The organism is Thioclava sp. F1Mire-8 (genome assembly GCF_002213165.1).
Classification (GTDB): domain Bacteria; phylum Pseudomonadota; class Alphaproteobacteria; order Rhodobacterales; family Rhodobacteraceae; genus Thioclava; species Thioclava nitratireducens.
In genome coordinates, this window is record NZ_NBNY01000004.1 from 101,774 (window position 1) to 118,101 (window position 16,328).

16 protein-coding genes and 1 tRNA gene are annotated in these 16,328 nt (G+C 65.1%); 7 read left to right on the forward strand and 10 right to left on the reverse strand.

All coding sequences use genetic code 11. The features are described from left to right. Nucleotides 1-6: 6 nt before the first annotated feature. From B6V75_RS14110 to B6V75_RS14125, 4 genes are all read right to left on the reverse strand, one after another. Entirely contained in the window at nt 7-1,131 is a 1,125-nt protein-coding gene (locus B6V75_RS14110; protein ID WP_088720123.1) for a DNA polymerase III subunit delta', read from the reverse strand. Between the two features lie 112 nt (nt 1,132-1,243). Further along, a complete protein-coding gene (tmk, locus tag B6V75_RS14115) occupies nt 1,244-1,858 on the reverse strand; it encodes a dTMP kinase (RefSeq protein WP_088720124.1) in 615 nt (204 codons plus the stop codon). A gap of 6 nt (nt 1,859-1,864) precedes the next feature. Then, nucleotides 1,865-3,040: a D-alanyl-D-alanine carboxypeptidase family protein gene (locus tag B6V75_RS14120; RefSeq protein WP_077701284.1), complete on the reverse strand. Its 1,176-nt coding sequence runs from the start codon at nt 3,038-3,040 to the stop codon at nt 1,865-1,867. A gap of 15 nt (nt 3,041-3,055) precedes the next feature. Continuing rightward, on the reverse strand, nt 3,056-4,021 hold the full coding sequence (locus B6V75_RS14125) for an SPOR domain-containing protein (protein WP_240496971.1): 966 nt from the start codon (nt 4,019-4,021) through the stop codon (nt 3,056-3,058). Between the two features lie 182 nt (nt 4,022-4,203). On the opposite strand from B6V75_RS14125, the gene B6V75_RS14130 reads away from it, so the two are divergent. The 3 genes from B6V75_RS14130 to B6V75_RS14140 all read left to right on the forward strand — a co-directional run bounded on the left by B6V75_RS14130 (nt 4,204) and on the right by B6V75_RS14140 (nt 5,084). Further along, a tRNA-Ser gene (locus tag B6V75_RS14130) sits at nt 4,204-4,293 on the forward strand. 249 nt (nt 4,294-4,542) lie between these two features. Next, nucleotides 4,543-4,848, forward strand: coding sequence for a DUF4342 domain-containing protein (locus B6V75_RS14135; protein WP_088720126.1), 306 nt, complete (start codon nt 4,543-4,545; stop codon nt 4,846-4,848). A 47-nt stretch (nt 4,849-4,895) separates the two neighbouring features. After that, nucleotides 4,896-5,084, forward strand: coding sequence for a hypothetical protein (locus B6V75_RS14140; protein ID WP_075776906.1), 189 nt, complete (start codon nt 4,896-4,898; stop codon nt 5,082-5,084). A 61-nt stretch (nt 5,085-5,145) separates the two neighbouring features. Here B6V75_RS14140 and B6V75_RS14145 read toward each other — a convergent pair whose 3' ends face one another. Both B6V75_RS14145 and B6V75_RS14150 read right to left on the reverse strand, forming a co-directional pair. Next, entirely contained in the window at nt 5,146-6,222 is a 1,077-nt protein-coding gene (locus B6V75_RS14145) for an alcohol dehydrogenase family protein (RefSeq protein WP_240496972.1), read from the reverse strand. A gap of 102 nt (nt 6,223-6,324) precedes the next feature. Beyond that, nucleotides 6,325-8,619: an arginine/lysine/ornithine decarboxylase gene (locus tag B6V75_RS14150; RefSeq protein ID WP_075776905.1), complete on the reverse strand. Its 2,295-nt coding sequence runs from the start codon at nt 8,617-8,619 to the stop codon at nt 6,325-6,327. 398 nt (nt 8,620-9,017) lie between these two features. On the opposite strand from B6V75_RS14150, the gene minC reads away from it, so the two are divergent. Genes minC through minE form a run of 3 tightly spaced genes read left to right on the forward strand, consistent with a single transcriptional unit; the run spans nt 9,018 to nt 10,929 of the window. Then, nucleotides 9,018-9,773: a septum site-determining protein MinC gene (minC, locus tag B6V75_RS14155; protein ID WP_075776904.1), complete on the forward strand. Its 756-nt coding sequence runs from the start codon at nt 9,018-9,020 to the stop codon at nt 9,771-9,773. After that, complete coding sequence (gene minD / locus B6V75_RS14160) at nt 9,770-10,612, forward strand: septum site-determining protein MinD (protein WP_075776903.1); 843 nt, start codon at nt 9,770-9,772, stop codon at nt 10,610-10,612. The genes minC and minD overlap by 4 nt, the downstream gene beginning before the upstream one ends. After that, on the forward strand, nt 10,609-10,929 hold the full coding sequence (gene minE / locus B6V75_RS14165) for a cell division topological specificity factor MinE (RefSeq protein WP_075776902.1): 321 nt from the start codon (nt 10,609-10,611) through the stop codon (nt 10,927-10,929). Before minD ends, minE begins: the two co-directional genes overlap by 4 nt. Nucleotides 10,930-10,934: 5 nt before the next feature. On the opposite strand, the gene B6V75_RS14170 is transcribed toward minE, so the two are convergent. The 4 genes from B6V75_RS14170 to B6V75_RS14180 form a co-directional block, all read right to left on the reverse strand. Beyond that, entirely contained in the window at nt 10,935-11,849 is a 915-nt protein-coding gene (locus B6V75_RS14170) for a DMT family transporter (RefSeq protein WP_088720127.1), read from the reverse strand. A 132-nt stretch (nt 11,850-11,981) separates the two neighbouring features. Continuing rightward, a complete protein-coding gene (locus tag B6V75_RS18715; RefSeq protein ID WP_157771600.1) occupies nt 11,982-12,146 on the reverse strand; it encodes a hypothetical protein in 165 nt (54 codons plus the stop codon). Continuing rightward, nucleotides 12,143-13,273, reverse strand: a complete 1,131-nt coding sequence (locus tag B6V75_RS14175) for a YeeE/YedE family protein (RefSeq protein ID WP_233243159.1) — start codon at nt 13,271-13,273, stop codon at nt 12,143-12,145. The genes B6V75_RS18715 and B6V75_RS14175 overlap by 4 nt, the downstream gene beginning before the upstream one ends. 2 nt (nt 13,274-13,275) lie before the next feature. Next, a complete protein-coding gene (locus B6V75_RS14180) occupies nt 13,276-14,217 on the reverse strand; it encodes a rhodanese-like domain-containing protein (RefSeq protein WP_088720128.1) in 942 nt (313 codons plus the stop codon). Between the two features lie 349 nt (nt 14,218-14,566). On the opposite strand from B6V75_RS14180, the gene B6V75_RS14185 reads away from it, so the two are divergent. Beyond that, nucleotides 14,567-16,195, forward strand: a complete 1,629-nt coding sequence (locus B6V75_RS14185; RefSeq protein WP_088720129.1) for an FGGY-family carbohydrate kinase — start codon at nt 14,567-14,569, stop codon at nt 16,193-16,195. Nucleotides 16,196-16,328: the final 133 nt, after the last annotated feature.

The following is a 16,328-nucleotide window of genomic DNA, read 5'->3' on the forward strand; positions in this document are numbered from 1 at the left end:
GCCGCATCAGGAGGCGGCGGCTGTGATCTCCAAGACGATATCCATCACGAGCGCGGCAGGGTCAAGGTTGACCGCCCGACCGTGGGCGGCGCGTGCGCCCATGCTCTGATGAAGGGCGGCCCATTTCATCGCTGCCTGATCGTCGGGCGACAATCGTGCGAGAAGCTGTGCCTCGCCGGGGGCGGCCTCGGGGTGGGGCGGTCCCATCACGCCCGCGCGCGCGGCACGCGAGAGAAAGAGGTCGATCAGGTTGAGGACGAGGATGAAGCGGTTCTCGTTCGCCTTGCCCACGCAGCTTTCGGCCAGCGCCAGCGCGCCCAGACGGTCGAGCCGGGGGAGGGTGCCCATCAGGTCGACGAGCTTGGCGTAGGTCGTCATGCCGTCCTGATTGATCAGCCGGATCGCGGTGCCGACGGAGCCGCCCGAGAGCGCGGCCAGCGCGTGGTGGTCGAGGTCCGGCGGCTCGCCATCTTCCTCGGCGGCGGCAATCGCGGCTTCCATCTGCTCGGCCGAGAGCGTGCCCAGTCGCAATTCGCGACAGCGGGAGCGGATCGTTGGCAGCAGCCGCGCCGGCTGATGCGCGATCAACAGGAAGGTCACCCGCGGCGGCGGCTCTTCGAGTAGTTTCAGGAGCGCGTTAGCGGCCTGCGTGTTCATCTCGTCGGCAGCATCGACGATCACCACGCGTCGCCCGCCCTCGGCGGCAGACAGATGCAGGAAGGAACGCAGCTTGCGCACCTCGTCGACACGGATGTCCTGCGACAGCGCGGATTCGGTGGCGTTGGGCCCGCGTTTGAGCACAAAGATACCGGGCTCCGATCCGGCGTGGATACGACTGAGCGCCGGGTGGTTCGGATCGGGCTCGAGGCTGGTGGGGCGTTCCGGTTCGCCGAACAGGCCCGGCCCATCCTCTTCGGGTTGGGTCATCAGAAAGCGGGTGATCCGCCAGGCCAGCGTCGCCTTGCCCACGCCGCGCGGTCCGGTCAGCAGCCAGCCGTGATGCAGCCGTCCCATGTTGTACGCGTCGAGAAAGCCCTCTTCGGCCCGCGCCTGACCCACCAGACGCAGCGTGTCGCGCGGGTGTCGCGCACCGGGCGCAAGGGTCGGATCGGGGAGATCGGCGAGGCTCATGGCGGCACTCTAAATGCGCGCGCGGGCGGTTTCCAGCGGGGTTTTCGCGTAAGGCTCGGGGGCTCGGCTATCGGCGCGGGGCGAGCAGCCCCGGGTCGCACCCCCTCGGCCCCTAGTTTTGCAGTTCCGCCTGCACGGCGCTCAGCACATCGGCGGCGATTTCATCCGCCTGTCGCGCACCGTCGATCACGCGGAAGCGGTCCGCGAATTCCTCGGCCAGAGACAGGAACCCCGCGCGCATCTTTTCCTGCAAGCCGACGCCGAAATCCTCGAAACGTTCTTCGGTGCCCTGGCGCCCCTTGGCGCGGGCGAGGCCGGTGGCGGGGTCGATGTCGATCAGCACGGTCAGGTCCGGCTCGCGCCCGATCATCAGGGCGTGCAGCTGATCGACCACCGCGCGCAGATCCCCGCGCGAGAGGCCCTGATACATCCGGGTCGAATCTGCGAAGCGGTCGCAGATCACGACCTTTCCGGCGGTCAGTGCCGGTTCGATCACGCGCTCCAGATGGTCGCGGCGCGCGGCAGTGAACAGAAGGATCTCGGTCTCGGCCGACCAGCGGTCGGGATCGCCCTCGAGCACCAGCCGACGGATTTCCTCGGCCCCCGGGGAGCCACCGGGTTCGCGCGTCAGAACGACTTCGCGCCCCGCAGCCCGCAGGGTTTCGGCCAGCATCCGCGCCTGTGTGGATTTACCCGATCCGTCGATCCCCTCGAAGCTGATGAACATGCGCGTTTAGCTGTTCACCCGTTCCATCGCCGCTTCGAACGCCTTGCCCGAGAGCCGCGCCAGAGCCGCTTTCACGCGCACGACGAAGCCGCCCTTCTTGACGTCCTCGGTGGCGACCAGCGGGATTTCGTTGGCATTGTCGAGGCCGGGCACGGTGATCACCAGCTTGCCCACCTCCTGACCCTGCTTGATCGGCGCCTGCAGCGGGCCTTTGAACACGGCCTCGGCGCTGACCTTGTCCTTCGCGCCGGCGGGGATCAGCAGCGACAGATCGGTTTTCGGCGCGAGACCGACGGTCGACTTCCCGCCCAGCCACACCGGCGCTTCTGCGAGCTTGGTGCCCGCTTTCGCAACATCCTTCATCACGAACTGACGGAAGGCCCAGTTCGCGACCGCTTCGCCTTCCGAGCGACGCGCCTGTTCGGAATCCATGCCCGCGAGGACGAAGACGATGCGACGCTCGCCCATCACGGCGGAGCCCACGAGGCCGTAGCCCGCTTCCTGCGTGTGACCGGTCTTCATGCCGTCGGCCTTCCAGTCGGCGGCGCGGATGTCCAGAAGCGGATTGCGGTTCTCGGCATTGGCCGGGGCGCGATCCTTGTAGTTGAAATGGGTCTCGCTGAAGAAGTGATAATATTGCGGGAAATGGGTGATGATCCGGCTTGCGACGATCCCGAGATCGTGGACCGACATGCGCTGACCGGGGTCGGGCCAGCCATTCGAGTTGGCGAACATCGAGTTCTTCATGCCCAGTTCATGCGCGCGCTTGGTCATCAGATCGGCGAAGGAGGACTCCGAGCCCGCCAGCCCCTCGGCCACCACGACGCAGGCGTCGTTGCCCGAGTTGATGATGATGCCCTGGATCAGGTCGCGCACGGTGGGGCGATCGGTCGTGTTGAGGAACATCGTCGAGCCGCCCATCGACTGCGCATGCTCGGACACCGGGAAGGTTGTGTCCATCGTCACCCGACCGTCTTCCAGCGCCTCGAACAGCAGATCGAGCGTCATCAGTTTCGACATCGAGGCCGGCGGCAGCGGGATATCCGCGTTCTTCGCCATCAAGACGGTCTTGGTCGAGAGGTCATAGACCCAAGCGGCATGAGCCTTGGTGTCGAAAGCGGCGGCGGGCAGGGCGAACAGGCAGGCTGCAAGTGTGGCGGCGATCAGGCGAATGAAGGTCATATCTTCTGCGTAGTCCTATTTCGAGACGGGATAGGCGTCGGGGTAGCCCAGCCCGTGAATTTTGGTCTTGAGCGCGTCGAGGTCGGATTTCGTGGGCGCAGGGCCCGCGATCACGCGCCAGAAGGTCTTGGAATGGCTTTGTTCCTTTACGATCTCGGCGATCACGCCGGCCTTCGCCATCTGGCTCTGGGCGCGTTTCGCATTCGCCTCGGCGGAAAAGATACCGATCTGGATATAACCAGCGCCAGTGCTCATCTTCGGCGTGCTGGGTTGTGGAGCCGCTGCGGCCACCGGTGCCGCCGGGGCCGGTGCCGGGGCAGGCGGCGCGCCGATCGCGGGTTTGACCGGCTTGGCCGTGGGCTTCGGCGTGCCCTGCGCCTTGGCGATCCCGGCCGCGGCAGTCGAGGTTACCTCGTCGAGCGACTTCCGTTCCACCGCCTCGGGGGCCGCGATCACCGGCTTGTCGACGAGCGGCGCGGGGTTGTCTTGCTTGACCGGAACCGTCTCTCGGCGCAGCGCCACCACGGACAGCTCGGTCGGCGCGCCCGCCAGAAGTCCCAGCGCATTGGCCGCGTCGGAACTGACCTGCAGTTTCGGTCCCGGATTGTCGTTTTCGCGCTTGAACAGGGCCCCGATCACGAATTTGCCGTTCGACGGGTTGCGGATGATCACCCGCTCGGGATCCTTCACGTTCGGATGCGCGACCCAGACGCCGCCGAGCGAGGGACGCCCGTCCCACAGGCCCTTCTCGTCGACCGAGAAGACCTGCGGCGCTTCGACATCTCGCTCGATCATCTTCTGGCCGTTCTCGGTGACGGCCTCGGCCGCACCGGGCGCCGCGGTCTCATCGGTCGGCTTCTTCTTGAAAAGCCCGAACGGGGAGCCGCCGCTCTCCTGACAGCCCGCCAGCGCGATCCCCGCGCCCAGCATAAGGGCAAAGCCCGTTACACGCTTGCGCGTCATTCCCGTCTGCTCACTCATCCTGTGCCCCTTCTCGCGCGGTTCGCCCGCCTCTTGCCTGCGCGTCTGCACCGCTTGCGCCATGCCTTGCGCGCGATCCTAGCGATTTGCAGAGCCCGTGAAAAGCGGCCCCAACGCCCACGCGCGGAAATCGGCGCGCGAGACTTTCAGAATCGCGTGAAGCGGTCTAAGCGAGACCCGTCGGAGGAGTGGCAGAGTGGTTTAATGCACCGGTCTTGAAAACCGACGTAGGTGAAAGCCTACCGTGGGTTCGAATCCCACCTCCTCCGCCACTTGCATGCAAACCCGCAATCTGACCGGGCAGCGGGGCCGTTCCGGAGGGAGAGTGACTGCGATCTCCCGATCTGCGAGTGGCCCTTTCCGGCCTTGCCTGACGAAGATCAAGGCGGAAGTCGCAAAATCGTGTTTCTCTCCATCTGCGCAGCGGGAAGCGGTCACCTGTGATCGCGCTGTCGCATCAACCTGTGGCAAGTGCGCTGCTACAATCGCCTCTATGTTACCCCTTGAAGAGGAACAGTTCGATGGAAGACGACAAGAAGTCCGACCGTACCGCCTGGGAAGAAATCGAGGTCGCGGGAAGCCAACTCGTCGATCGCGTCAAGGAATTGGCGAAAGAGGGGAGCGTGCGCCAGCTGCGTATCAGCTCCGCCGACGGGGATCCCTTCGTGGAGGCACCCCTCAATCTCAGCCTCGCCGTCAGCGGGGTCGTGGTGCTCGCCGCGCCTTGGCTGGCCGTCCTTGGCGTGATCGCGGGGCTCGTCACCCGGGTCAAGGTGGAGATCGAGCGGGTCAAGGAGCCCGATGAGGACGATCAGAAGAACGCGTAGGGGCCGGACCGGACGGCCTGGCAGAGCATGAGGACGGGGGCAGACCGATGGGCTTTCGCCAGAAAAGACATGAGTTGGTCGGGCTCGTCGGCGCCATCGGCGTCGTGATCGCGCTGGCCGGTTTTGTCGGCGGTTACCTGAGCACCGGCGCCACCATCGTCTTGACCTTCGGAGTGTGGATCGTCGGCACGATGCTCGTGCGGGTGTTCACCGATCCGCCCGATCCCGGCAAGTGACGACCGATACCGGGTAATATCTGAACAGCCGATTCCGGCCTAGGTCTGCGGTTCCGACACTTTACGGCCCCGGGATCAGCACGATCTTCCCGGCGTGTCGCTTTTGCTGAAACACCTTCTGCGCCTCGGCGATCTGATCGAGCGGGTAGGTGGCCGCCAGCAAGGGGCGGATTTCGGCCTTCTCGACATAGGAGATCAGGTTGCCGAAGACGGGTTCGTCCCATGCGGTACAGCCGATCAGGGTGATGTCCTTGAGATACATGTCGCGCATGTCCAGCTCCACGATTGGTCCCGCAATCGCGCCGGAGGAGGCATAGCGCCCGCCGCGCCGGAGCAGTTTCAGCATCGTCCCGAAACCCGGCCCGGCGACGTTGTCGATCACGACATCCACGCAGCTTTCGCCGATTGCCGCTACGGGATCGTCTTCGCGACAGAGCACCTGATCCGCTCCGATCTCCAGCACCATCTCGCGCTTGGCGGCGCTGGTGACAGCGATCACCTCCGCGCCGCGCCGTTTGAGAAGCTGGATCAGCGCCGAGCCAACGCCGCCCGAGGCGCCTGGCACCAGCACGCGCTCGCCCGCGGTGACGCCTGCGCGGTGGATCATGTTCTCGGCGGTGCCATATGCGCAGGGCAGGGTGGCGAGTTCGGCGTCGCTCCAGTCGCTGTCGATGGCGAAGACCTCGCCTGCGGGCACTTTGACGTATTGCGCGAAGGCCCCGTCGAAATTCGAGCCGAGCCAGACGGTGTCCATCGAGGAGAAACCGTTTTGGCGCATGCAGGACCGCACCAGTACGCGAGTGCCGATCAGGGCTTCATCGCCACCGTCTCCCACCGCGATGACTCGCCCACAACAATCGGTGCCTTGGATAAGCGGGAAAGGCGTGGCCCCGCTCCAGCCGCCATCTGTATGTTCCGCATCCTCGCGCGAGTCCCGCGTGCCGGATTTGACCTCAGAAGAATACCAGCCCAGTCGGGTGTTGATGTCGGTGTTGTTGATGCCCGCCGCCAGCACCTGCAGCAGCACCTCGCCGGACCCCGGCTCCGGCATCGCAACCTCGCGGTATTCGAGCCGCTCGTAGCCACCCGTGCCGGTCGTGACCACGGCCATCATCGTGTTCTTCGGGATGTCGCTCATGCTGCTTTCCTCTCGAAAACGATCCGTCTGTGAAATGAGTTAGGGCGCGGTCGGGATAAACCGAGCCGCGCCCTTTGTTCGTTCGACCTTAGGCGTGCCGCCTCAGCGCGCCACGCAATCCGCGAAGTAATGCGTCTTGCCGTCCTCGCCGGTCTCCGTCACGAGGCCGTGGATGTCGGTCTCGAAGCCAGGGCATTCATGCGCGAATTCACGATTGAAGCGAAGGTATTCGACGATCTTCGAATTGAAGACCTCGCCCGGGATCAGCAGCGGGATGCCCGGCGGGTAGGGGGTCACGAGGCTCGTCGTGATCCGACCTTCCAGCTCGTCGATCGAGACACGTTCGGTCTTGCGCCGCGCGATATGCGAGAAGGCCTCCGACGGCGTCATCTCGGGGTGATGATCGGTCAGGTAGATCTCGGTCGAGAGCCGCGCGACATCGTATTTCGCGTAAAGCGAATGGACGTGCTGGCTTAGATCTTTCAGCCCCATGCGCTCGTAGCGCGGGAATTTCGCGGAAAACTCCGGCATCACGCGCCACAGCGGCTGGTTCTTGTCGTAATCGTCCTTGAACTGCTGGAGAGCCGCCAGGAGCGTGTTCCAGCGGCCCTTGGTGATGCCGATCGTGAACAGGATGAAGAAGCTGTAAAGCCCGGTCTTCTCGACCACGACGCCATGCTCGGCGAGATATTTCGACACGATCGAGGCCGGGATGCCGCTGTCGTCGAAATGCCCTTCGATGTCGAGGCCGGGGGTGATGATCGTGGCCTTGATCGGGTCGAGCATGTTGAAGCCCGGCGCCATGTCGCCAAAGCCGTGCCAGCTATCCGACCCGGTAGTCTCGACGCCCTCGGCATCGGTCTTCTTGAGAACCCAGTCGCGGGTCTCGGCCATCCCGTCGCCATCCGCGCGGAAATCGGTCGGGCCCCATACCTGAAACCACCAGTCCTCGGGGCCGTATTCCTCTTCGACCTTCACCATGGCGCGGCGGAAATCGAGCGCTTCGACGATGCTTTCCTCCACCAGCGCGGTGCCGCCCGGAGGCTCCATCATCGCCGCCGCCACGTCGCAGCTTGCGATGATCGAATATTGCGGGCTGGTCGAGGTGTGCATCAGGTAGCTCTCGTTGAAGAGGTGCCGGTCGAGTTTTTCCTCCTGACTGTCCTGCACCAGCACGTGGCTCGCCTGGGAAATCCCGGCGAGCAGCTTGTGCACCGATTGCGTCGCATAGGTGATCGACTTGGCCGTGCGCTCACGCTTGCGGCCCATCGCGTGATACTGGCCGTAGAACGGGTGGAAGGCGGCATGGGGGATCCACGCCTCGTCGAAATGCAGGTTGTCTACCCAGCCGTCGAGGAGCCCCTTGATCACCTCGGTGTTGTAAAGCACGCCGTCATAGGTCGACTGCGTCAGGGTCATGATCCGCGGCTGCACAGCGTCGATGTCGTAATCGGCCAGAAGCGGGTTCGCGCGCATCTTCGCCTTGATCGCCTCGGGCTCGAATTCCGAGCGCTGGATCGGGCCGATGATGCCCCAGTGGTTCCGCGTGGGTTTCAGGAAGACCGGGATCGCACCGGTCATGATGATCGCATGCAGGATCGACTTGTGACAGTTGCGGTCGACCACGACCACGTCGCCCGGGGCCACCGTGTGGTGCCAGACCATCTTGTTCGAGGTCGAGGTGCCATTGGTCACAAAGAAGCAGTGATCGGAGTTGAAGATCCGCGCGGCGTTGCGCTCGGACGCGCCGATCGCGCCGTTATGGTCCAGCAGCTGGCCCAGCTCCTCTACGGCGTTGCAGACATCGGCGCGCAGCATGTTCTCACCGTAGAACTGGTGATACATCTGCCCGATGGGCGATTTCAGGAAGGCCACGCCCCCCGAGTGCCCCGGGCAGTGCCACGAGTAGGAGCCGTCCTCGGCATAGTCGAGAAGCTGCTTGAAGAAAGGCGGCTGGATGCTTTCGAGATAGCTTTTCGCCTCACGGATGATGTGTTTGGCCACGAAATCCGGCGTGTCCTCGAACATATGGATGAAGCCGTGCAGTTCGCGCAGGATGTCGTTGGGCAGATGGCGCGAGGTCTTCGTCTCGCCATGCAGGAAGATCGGCACATCGGCGTTTTTCCAACGCACTTCCTCGATGAAGGCGCGCAGCTTCTCGACCGCCGGGTCGAGTTCGGGACCGGCGGAGAATTCCTCGTCGTCGATCGCCAGCACGAAGGCCGAGGCGCGGCTCTGCTGTTGGGCGAATTGCGACAGGTCGCCATAGCTGGTGACGCCCAGCACTTCGAAACCTTCGGCCTCGATGGCCTGTGCGAGTGCCCGGATGCCAAGGCCAGAGGTGTTTTCGGAGCGAAAATCCTCGTCGATGATGACAATCGGGAAGCGGAATTTCATCAGGTGGGTCCTCTCTCGGGCCAAGCTGGGGCAGGCGAATGGGCGGCATGCGCCGCGCCCCGTTCATTTCAGTCGAATATAGGCAAGGTCAAGCCCGCGCGGGAGACCCTCCCGCCGAGTCAGGGGCAGATCAGCTTTGGACGGGCGCGGAGGCTTTGACCGGAACTGATCGGGGCTGCACTCCGGCCTTTCGACGTTGGGTCAACCGAGGATCTCGGTCAGAGCGTACGTCTTTACACGAAAACTTCGTCCACTTCCGGTTGACGGCAGGATTTAGCCGAGTAGAGAGGCCATCGCGATTTTGTGCTGGCAATTGCAGTGCGCGATCCGACACAACAAAGAAAAACAAGGCGGGTGCACCCTGCATCCCCACACCTGAGCAGAAGCGAGTTACCCTCGTGTCCGATTCCCTATCTCAGACCGGGCAGAAGCCTGCGCCGGTCTCGGTTCAGCCTTTTCAGTTCCGCGGTCTTTTCCTGACCGCTATCGCGCTTCGGCTCGAGACCGACGCGCCCGATGGTGCGTTCTATGCCGCGCTCGACGCACAGCTTGCGAAAACGCCGCATCTGTTGGCCGGTGCGCCTATGGTGCTCGATTTCGCGCAGGTGCCGGAGTTTTCGAAACCGGCCGACGTGCGCGACATGATCGACAACCTCTTCGCGCGCGATCTGCAGATCTTCGGGGCGCAAAACGCCACCGACGCGCAGCTAAGCGCCGTGAAAGGTTACGGAATTATCCCGATCAAAGTGGGCCGCGAGACCGCGATGCCCGAGCCGAAGCCGCAAAAGCCGCAGCCCGCGGCGAAGCGGACGGCGCCGCCGGTCGCGCGTAACAAGATCGTGCGCTCGCCTGTGCGGTCTGGCCAGATGATCGTGGCCGAACATGGCGATCTGACGGTGGTCGGCTCTGTCGCCTCGGGCGCGGAACTGGTGGCTGCGGGCAATATCCATGTCTACGGCGCGCTGCGGGGACGGGCGATGGCAGGCGCACATGGCGACGAGAGCGCGCGCATCTTCTGCCGCCAGCTCGACGCCGAACTGCTCGCGATCGCGGGCCTTTACAAAACGAGCGAAACCATTCCCGCGGAGCTTCGTCACAAGTCCGTGCAGGTTTACCTCGACGATGACAAACTTTGTGTGGAGGCGTTCGAATGACGCAACTCAAGGATGATAAGCCGCTCGGCAAGGTGATCGTGATCACCTCGGGCAAGGGGGGCGTGGGCAAGACTACCTCGGCCGCCGCAATCTCTGCCGGTCTCGCCAAGCGCGGCCACAAGACCGTCGTGATCGATTTCGACGTGGGCCTGCGCAACCTCGACATGATCATGGGCTGCGAGCGCCGCGTCGTGTTCGACTTCATCAACGTCATTCAGGGCGATGCACGGCTGAAGCAGGCGTTGATCAAGGACAAGCGGGTCGAGACGCTCTCGATCCTGCCGACCTCGCAGACCCGCGACAAGGACGCGCTGACGCAAGAGGGCGTCGAGAAGGTGCTCGACGAGCTGCGGCAGGAATTCGACTACATCATCTGCGACAGCCCCGCCGGGATCGAGCGTGGTGCGCAGCTGGCGATGTTCTTCGCCGATGAGGCGGTCGTCGTGACCAACCCCGAAGTCTCCTCGGTGCGCGACAGTGACCGGGTGCTTGGCCTTCTGTCGTCGAAGACCCGTCGTGCCGAAACCGACGGCGAGCCGGTCAAGGCGCAGGTGCTGCTGACCCGTCACGATCAGTCGCGCATTGACAAGGGCGAGATGATGACGGTCGAAGACGTGCTGGAGCTTCTGGCCGTCCCGCTGCTGGGCATCGTGCCCGAAAGCACCGCCGTCCTGCGCGCGTCGAACACCGGCATGCCGGTCGTGCTCGACGAGCCGTCGAGCGCCTCTGCCGCCTATGACGACGCGGTCGGCCGGCTTCTCGGCGAGGACATTCCGATGCGCATTCCGGGCGAGAAGCGTCCGGGCTTCATCGGACGGCTCTTCGGGCGGTCCGCATGAGCCTGTTCGGTTTCTCGCTCAAACCCCGCCGCGCGAAATCGGCGCAGACGGCCAAGGACCGTTTGCAGATCCTTCTCGCGCATGAACGCGGCAGCGGGTCGGCGCAGGCCGACTATCTGCCCGATCTGCAACGCGACATCCTCGCCGTGATCCGCAAGTACATGGAGATCGAGGAGGACGGCGTCGATATCCGGATGGAGCGCAACGACGATATCTCGAGCCTCGAGATCAATATCGAGATGCCGTCGGATGCGGAAAAAGCCGCCAAATCCGCGAAGCCCGCGAAACCGGCTGCCAAGCCGGCAGCCCGGAAGTAAGCGGTTCAGAGATGCTCCGGCGCGGCTGACTGGCTGCGCCGGAGGACGCTTTGTCGACGATGGCCCGCGTGCCAGAGATAGAGCGCAAGGCTCCCGATCACGATCGCCCCGCCGATCAGCATCGCGCGGCTCGGGGCCTCGCCAGTGCCCCACCAGACCCAGATCGGTCCGAGGATCGTCTCGAGAAGCATCAGCAGGCTCACATTCGAGGCCGAGGTGTAGCGCGAGGCGAACGACAGCGACATGAAGGAGACCGGCAGCACGACGCCGCCTGCCAGCGCGATCGCCCAGAGCTGACCGCCGGTCACGGCAGCGCCCCCCGTCCAGATCAGCGCCGCGAGCCCTGCCAGCCCGGCCCCGGAGCCCACGGCGAGCAGGATCGGCAGATGCGGATTGCGCCGGATAGTGACGAAGGTCGTCGACAGGCTCAACGCCACGCCGAGACCGGCAAGCGCGCCCAGGATCGGATTGCCGCCAACGCTCGGCGGGGCGGGGCCGAAGACCGCAAGCCCGATCCCGCTGAGCACGGCCGCGATGGCGAGCCATGTCGACCAATGCGTCGTCTCGCGCAGGATCAGCCGCGACAGCAGCGCCGCGAAGACCGGCACCGTCGAGACGCTGAACAGCACGATAGACACAGGCGCGGCGGCGATCCCCACCGCGAACAGCGTCATGTTCGAGAAATGGCATGCGACCAGCGCCAGCCCTGCGCCGCTGGCAAGCGCCTTCAGGTCGTGTCTCAGGTGACGCCTGCGCACGACGATGGAGATTAGCCACATCGCGCCGCCCATCAGCAGGCCGCGCCACATCACCATCTGCGCGCCGCTCATCTCCGACCAGCGCATCAGCAGCGTGTCGGGCGAAATCGCCAGCGCGCCGAACAGCGCGAGCAAGATGCCGAACATCGGATGTCTGGTCATGATGGGCTCCCTTCGCGCGGATGGCGCGTCAGGTGATCTCTAGCTGGCCGCGCACGGGGTTCCAAGGTCGGGCAGGAAAACACCGGCCCGAGGGAAGCGGGCCGGTGTTCCAGATCGCAAGGATTTGGGAGATCAGTTCGGCAGCGCTCCGCAGAACCCGCCGCTTGCGACCTGACCGGATCCGAAGGCGAAGGCCGGAGGGGCTTGGTAGGGATTGAGCGGTGCGCCCAATAGATCCGCGCAGATCAGTAGGAGCAGTGCCGCCATCGCGGTGAAGGCTGTCGCTTTCCGGGTCATGCGCGCGCCTCCAGTCCAAGGCGAGGCCGCAGCCAGATGCCGAGATAGGCGCCCGCGAAGGCGGCCGCGAACCAGACCCAGCCGTGCAGGCTGCCTGTCGAGATGCCCGAGAAGAAGGCGCCGACGTTGCACCCGAAGGCCAGACGCGAGGAATAGCCAAGCAGGAAACCCGCCACGACGGTCGCGACCCAGGCGCGCGCCGGATAGCTCGGCAGTTTCTGCGACAAGCCGCCCTGACGCCATGCCGCCACACCGAATGCGCCGGCGATCAGGCCGATATCGGTGAGCGAGGTGTAATCCGTCAGCAGGCTCTCATTCACGCGGGTGATCGAGCCGGGGGCTGCATAGAAGGCCGATTGCGTCAGATCGAAGCCCATCCCGTTCACGCCTTTCGCGACCCAGAGACCCAGCCCGTAGACGACGCCCCAAGGCTGCCCGGCGACCAGCAGGTTCGCGATGGCGAGCGCTGCGAGGACGAGCGCTGCGATGACGTAGCGCCGCGGCAGGCTCCGCGAGCCGCGCTTGCCGAGGAAGAAGACCGTGGCGGCCACCAGAGCCAGCAGGATCAGCGTCACCGCGAGCCCGCTCGTGCCGCGCAGGGTCAGGATCGGCAGCGCTCCGAGATTGGTCCACCAGATCAGGCCGTAAGCGCCGAAGAAGCTGCCGATCGCGAAGAACGGGAGCGCGAGCAGCCCGATCGGGTTGCCAGAACCCGCATTGACCAACGTGCCCGAGCCGCAACCCATCACAACCTGCATCGCCGCGCCGAAGACAAACGCGCCGCCGACCATCGCGAAGCCGATCGGGGCCTGCGCGCCGGTCAGCTCGCCCGGATGGCTGGTGATCGCGGGGATCGCGACGATGGAGACGAGACCGATCGCCAGAAGCTGCGCGAGGATGCCCGCCGGTTCACGGCGCACGATCATCGCCCGCCAAGGGCCCGCGAAGCCGAAGCGCAGCCCCTCCAGCGCGATGCCGAAGCCGAGGCCGATCGCCAGCATGAAGCCGTAGCGCGCGCCGCCGAACAGCGCGAGCGCGCCGATGGCCACGAGAGCGGCGAGGATCAAAGCACTGCGCCGGGCGATCCCGCCCGACGCTGCCTGTTTCTCAAGAATGGCCGTGGACACTCTTAGCCTCCGGTGAGTTGGTTCAGCAGGTTCTGCAACAGGCCGGGCGTGTTCGCCATCTTACCGTCGGTCTGGGAATATTCCACCATCGAACCGGGATAGAGCTTGACGTTGTCGATGCCCGCCAGCTCGGACATGGCGAACCAGTCGGTCGCCGCCCAGTGCCCGGTATTGCAGAAGGACACGACCTCTTCGCCGTCCTTGATGCCCAGCTTCTCCTTCAGTGCGGCCGCATCGGCTTTCGCGTCGATCACCGTCGCGCCGGAGCGGAAGAACTTGGTATAGGGCAGGTTTTCGGCGCCGGGCAGGGTGCCGGGACGCGCGGCGGCGGAGTGCGCTTTCTTGCCTTCGAAGAAGGCCGGCGGGCGCGCATCGACGAGCACCGCCTTGCCCTTGCCATTGACGACATCGCTCACGGCCGGGGTTTCCGCCGTCCAGCGGTCATTCCACGTCAGATCGAGATCGGTCGGCATCAGGTTCTCGGTAACGTCCGACATCGGCAGCCCGGCATTGGCCCAGGCGGTCGTGCCGCCATTCAGGATCGACAGCTCGGTGAAGCCGGTGCTCTTCAGCGTCCAGTAGACGCGCGCGGCGGCGCCGAAATCGGTGTCCGTGTCGCCCTGTGCGATAATCACGATCGGACGATCGGGCTCGAGGCCGATCTGCTCGAAGGACGCCTGCAGCTTCGCGATCGGCGGCACCTGGCCGGGGTTGTTGTCCGGGCCACGGAAGAGCGAATAGGGCGCATAGACGGCGCCGTCGATATGGCCTTTCTCATAGCTGCCGGTGCGGATGTCGAGCAGCACCGGATCGAGCGTGTCGATCTCGGCGTTCAGCTCGCTCGGGGTGACGAGCGGGCCGAGATCGCTGGCCATCGCGGCGCTGGCGGCGAACAGGGCAGCGCCGGTGGCGACGGCTGCGGAAATTCGTGCGAGACGGGTCATGGGTAACCTCGCTGGTTAGGGATTTTGTCCCAAATTGTTCAGGATTTTTGTGATGGCAAGCTTTCGCGGTCCGCTGGTTCTATTGCGCGTGGGGACAATGTTCCAAATACGTTATCGTTCGTGAGATATGCGTCCCTTTCCTCGTGGTGGGGTGGACGCGCGGTCCATCGCGACGCTGAACCGCGCGACCGCGTTTTTATTCGCAGCGGAACGCCTTTCGGCCTCGATATCGGGGGTTCGGCGGCGTGACAGCTCTGTGCTGCGAGAATCGTCTGCCCCGGCTCGGGTTGGCAGTCCCCGCCCGATACCGTTAAGGATTGGGCAAGATGCGCGTCTGGGGAGGATCAACGTGAGCAAGCTTTTCGTCGGTGTCGATGTTGGAACCGGTTCGGCGCGCGCCGGGATTTTCGACCCGGAGGGCACGCTTCTCGGTGTCGGCAAACATCCGTTGGAGATTTGGCAGGACGATCATGGCCATGTCGAACAATCGAGCGCCCAGATCTGGCAGGCGGTCTGCGATGCCGTGACGGGAGCCCTCGCCGCGTCGGGGGCGGACCCGCGCGATGTCGCGGGGATCGGATTCGACGCGACCTGTTCGCTCGCCGTGATCGGCCCGGAGGGCGGGTTGCCCGTGGGCGATCCTGATGCGCCCGAGCGCGATGTCATCGTCTGGATGGATCACCGAGCCCGCGATCAGGCGGCGCGGATCAATGCGGGCGATCACGCGGTGCTGCGCTATGTGGGCGGCCGCATTTCGCCGGAGATGCAGACGCCGAAACTGATGTGGCTGCGCGAGGAGCGCCCCGAGATCTATGCGCAGGCGCTTCATTTCTTCGATCTCGCCGATTTCCTGACATGGAAGGCGAGCGGCGCGCTGGAGCGCTCCGCCTGCACGGTCACCTGCAAATGGACTTATCTCGCCCATGAGAACCGCTGGGACCCGGAGTATTTCCATGCGATCGGCCTTGGCGATCTGGCCGAGGACGGCTTCGAACGGATCGGCGCGCGGATTGTCGACCCGGGCACGCCGCTTGGGGCGGGGCTGACCGAGGAAGCCGCCGCGCAGATGGGCCTGACGCCCGGAACGCCGGTCGCCGCCGGGCTGATCGACGCCCATGCCGGTGGGATTGGCACAGTCGCGGCGCAGGGCGGGTCGGGCGATCCGGCGCAATGTCTGGGCTATGTGTTCGGCACGTCCTCCTGCACCATGACCTCAACGCGCGAGCCTGCCTTCGTGCCCGGCGTCTGGGGGCCGTATTTCTCGGCGATGATCCCGGGGATGTGGCTCAACGAGGGCGGCCAATCCGGCGCGGGCGCTGCGATTGCGCAACTGGTGCAACTGCATCCGGCCGCACAGGAGGCACGAGACCGGGCGCAGGCCGCGGGCAAATCCGTGCCCGAATTCCTCGCTGATCTCGCGCTCGAGAAGGTGGGTTCACCCTCGGAGGTTACGACGCTTGCCGAGGCGCTGCATGTGGTGCCGGAATTCCTTGGCAACCGTGCGCCCTTCGCCGATCCGGACGCACGGGCGGTTATCGTGGGGCAGGGGATGGAGACCGGGCTGGACTCGCTCGTGGCGCTCTATGTCGCGGGGGTCTGCGGGCTGGCCTATGGGCTGCGCCAGATCATCGAGGTGCAGGCCGAACACGGCGCGCCGATCTCGGAGATTTCGATCTCGGGCGGGGCGGGTGCGCATCCGGTCACCCGTCAGATCATCGCCGATGCAACGGGGCGCGATGTCGTGGTCACGCGCTGCGAAGAACCGGTGCTGCTGGGCGCCGCGATGCTTGGCGCGGTCGCGGCGAACGGGTTCGATGACCTGCAAGCCGCGATGGGGGAGATGTCGCAGGTTGCGACCCGGTTCGTGCCCGCAGGCGGTGTGATAGAACGTCTGCACGCGGCGCGGTTCGACGCCTTCCTGACGCTGCAATCAACCGCCCGATCGGTGCGCGAGAGCATGGCCAATGCGGTCGGGTGACGCGACTGGCTGACGAGGCGTGACGCAGCGGCGTGACGCAGCGGCGCAGTGCGGTCTGGAACGCAGGTCTTGCTTTCGTAGGGCCGGATACGGACACTCTGCAGATTATGGAACGCGTTTCGAAATCCTGATC

Bases quoted from the DNA above. Each gene is read 5' to 3' on its own strand.
- B6V75_RS14125 (WP_240496971.1), bottom strand. From the start codon at position 4,021: ATGAGTGAGCAGACGGGAATGACGCGCAAGCGTGTAACGGGCTTTGCC.
- tmk (WP_088720124.1), bottom strand. From the start codon at position 1,858: ATGTTCATCAGCTTCGAGGGGATCGACGGATCGGGTAAATCCACACAG.
- B6V75_RS14170 (WP_088720127.1), bottom strand. From the start codon at position 11,849: ATGACCAGACATCCGATGTTCGGCATCTTGCTCGCGCTGTTCGGCGCG.
- B6V75_RS14145 (WP_240496972.1), bottom strand. From the start codon at position 6,222: ATGAGCGACATCCCGAAGAACACGATGATGGCCGTGGTCACGACCGGC.
- B6V75_RS14110 (WP_088720123.1), bottom strand. From the start codon at position 1,131: ATGAGCCTCGCCGATCTCCCCGATCCGACCCTTGCGCCCGGTGCGCGA.
- B6V75_RS14180 (WP_088720128.1), bottom strand. From the start codon at position 14,217: ATGACCCGTCTCGCACGAATTTCCGCAGCCGTCGCCACCGGCGCTGCC.
- B6V75_RS14120 (WP_077701284.1), bottom strand. From the start codon at position 3,040: ATGACCTTCATTCGCCTGATCGCCGCCACACTTGCAGCCTGCCTGTTC.
- B6V75_RS14150 (WP_075776905.1), bottom strand. From the start codon at position 8,619: ATGAAATTCCGCTTCCCGATTGTCATCATCGACGAGGATTTTCGCTCC.
- minD (WP_075776903.1), top strand. From the start codon at position 9,770: ATGACGCAACTCAAGGATGATAAGCCGCTCGGCAAGGTGATCGTGATC.
- minE (WP_075776902.1), top strand. From the start codon at position 10,609: ATGAGCCTGTTCGGTTTCTCGCTCAAACCCCGCCGCGCGAAATCGGCG.
- B6V75_RS14135 (WP_088720126.1), top strand. From the start codon at position 4,543: ATGGAAGACGACAAGAAGTCCGACCGTACCGCCTGGGAAGAAATCGAG.
- B6V75_RS14140 (WP_075776906.1), top strand. From the start codon at position 4,896: ATGGGCTTTCGCCAGAAAAGACATGAGTTGGTCGGGCTCGTCGGCGCC.
- B6V75_RS18715 (WP_157771600.1), bottom strand. From the start codon at position 12,146: ATGACCCGGAAAGCGACAGCCTTCACCGCGATGGCGGCACTGCTCCTA.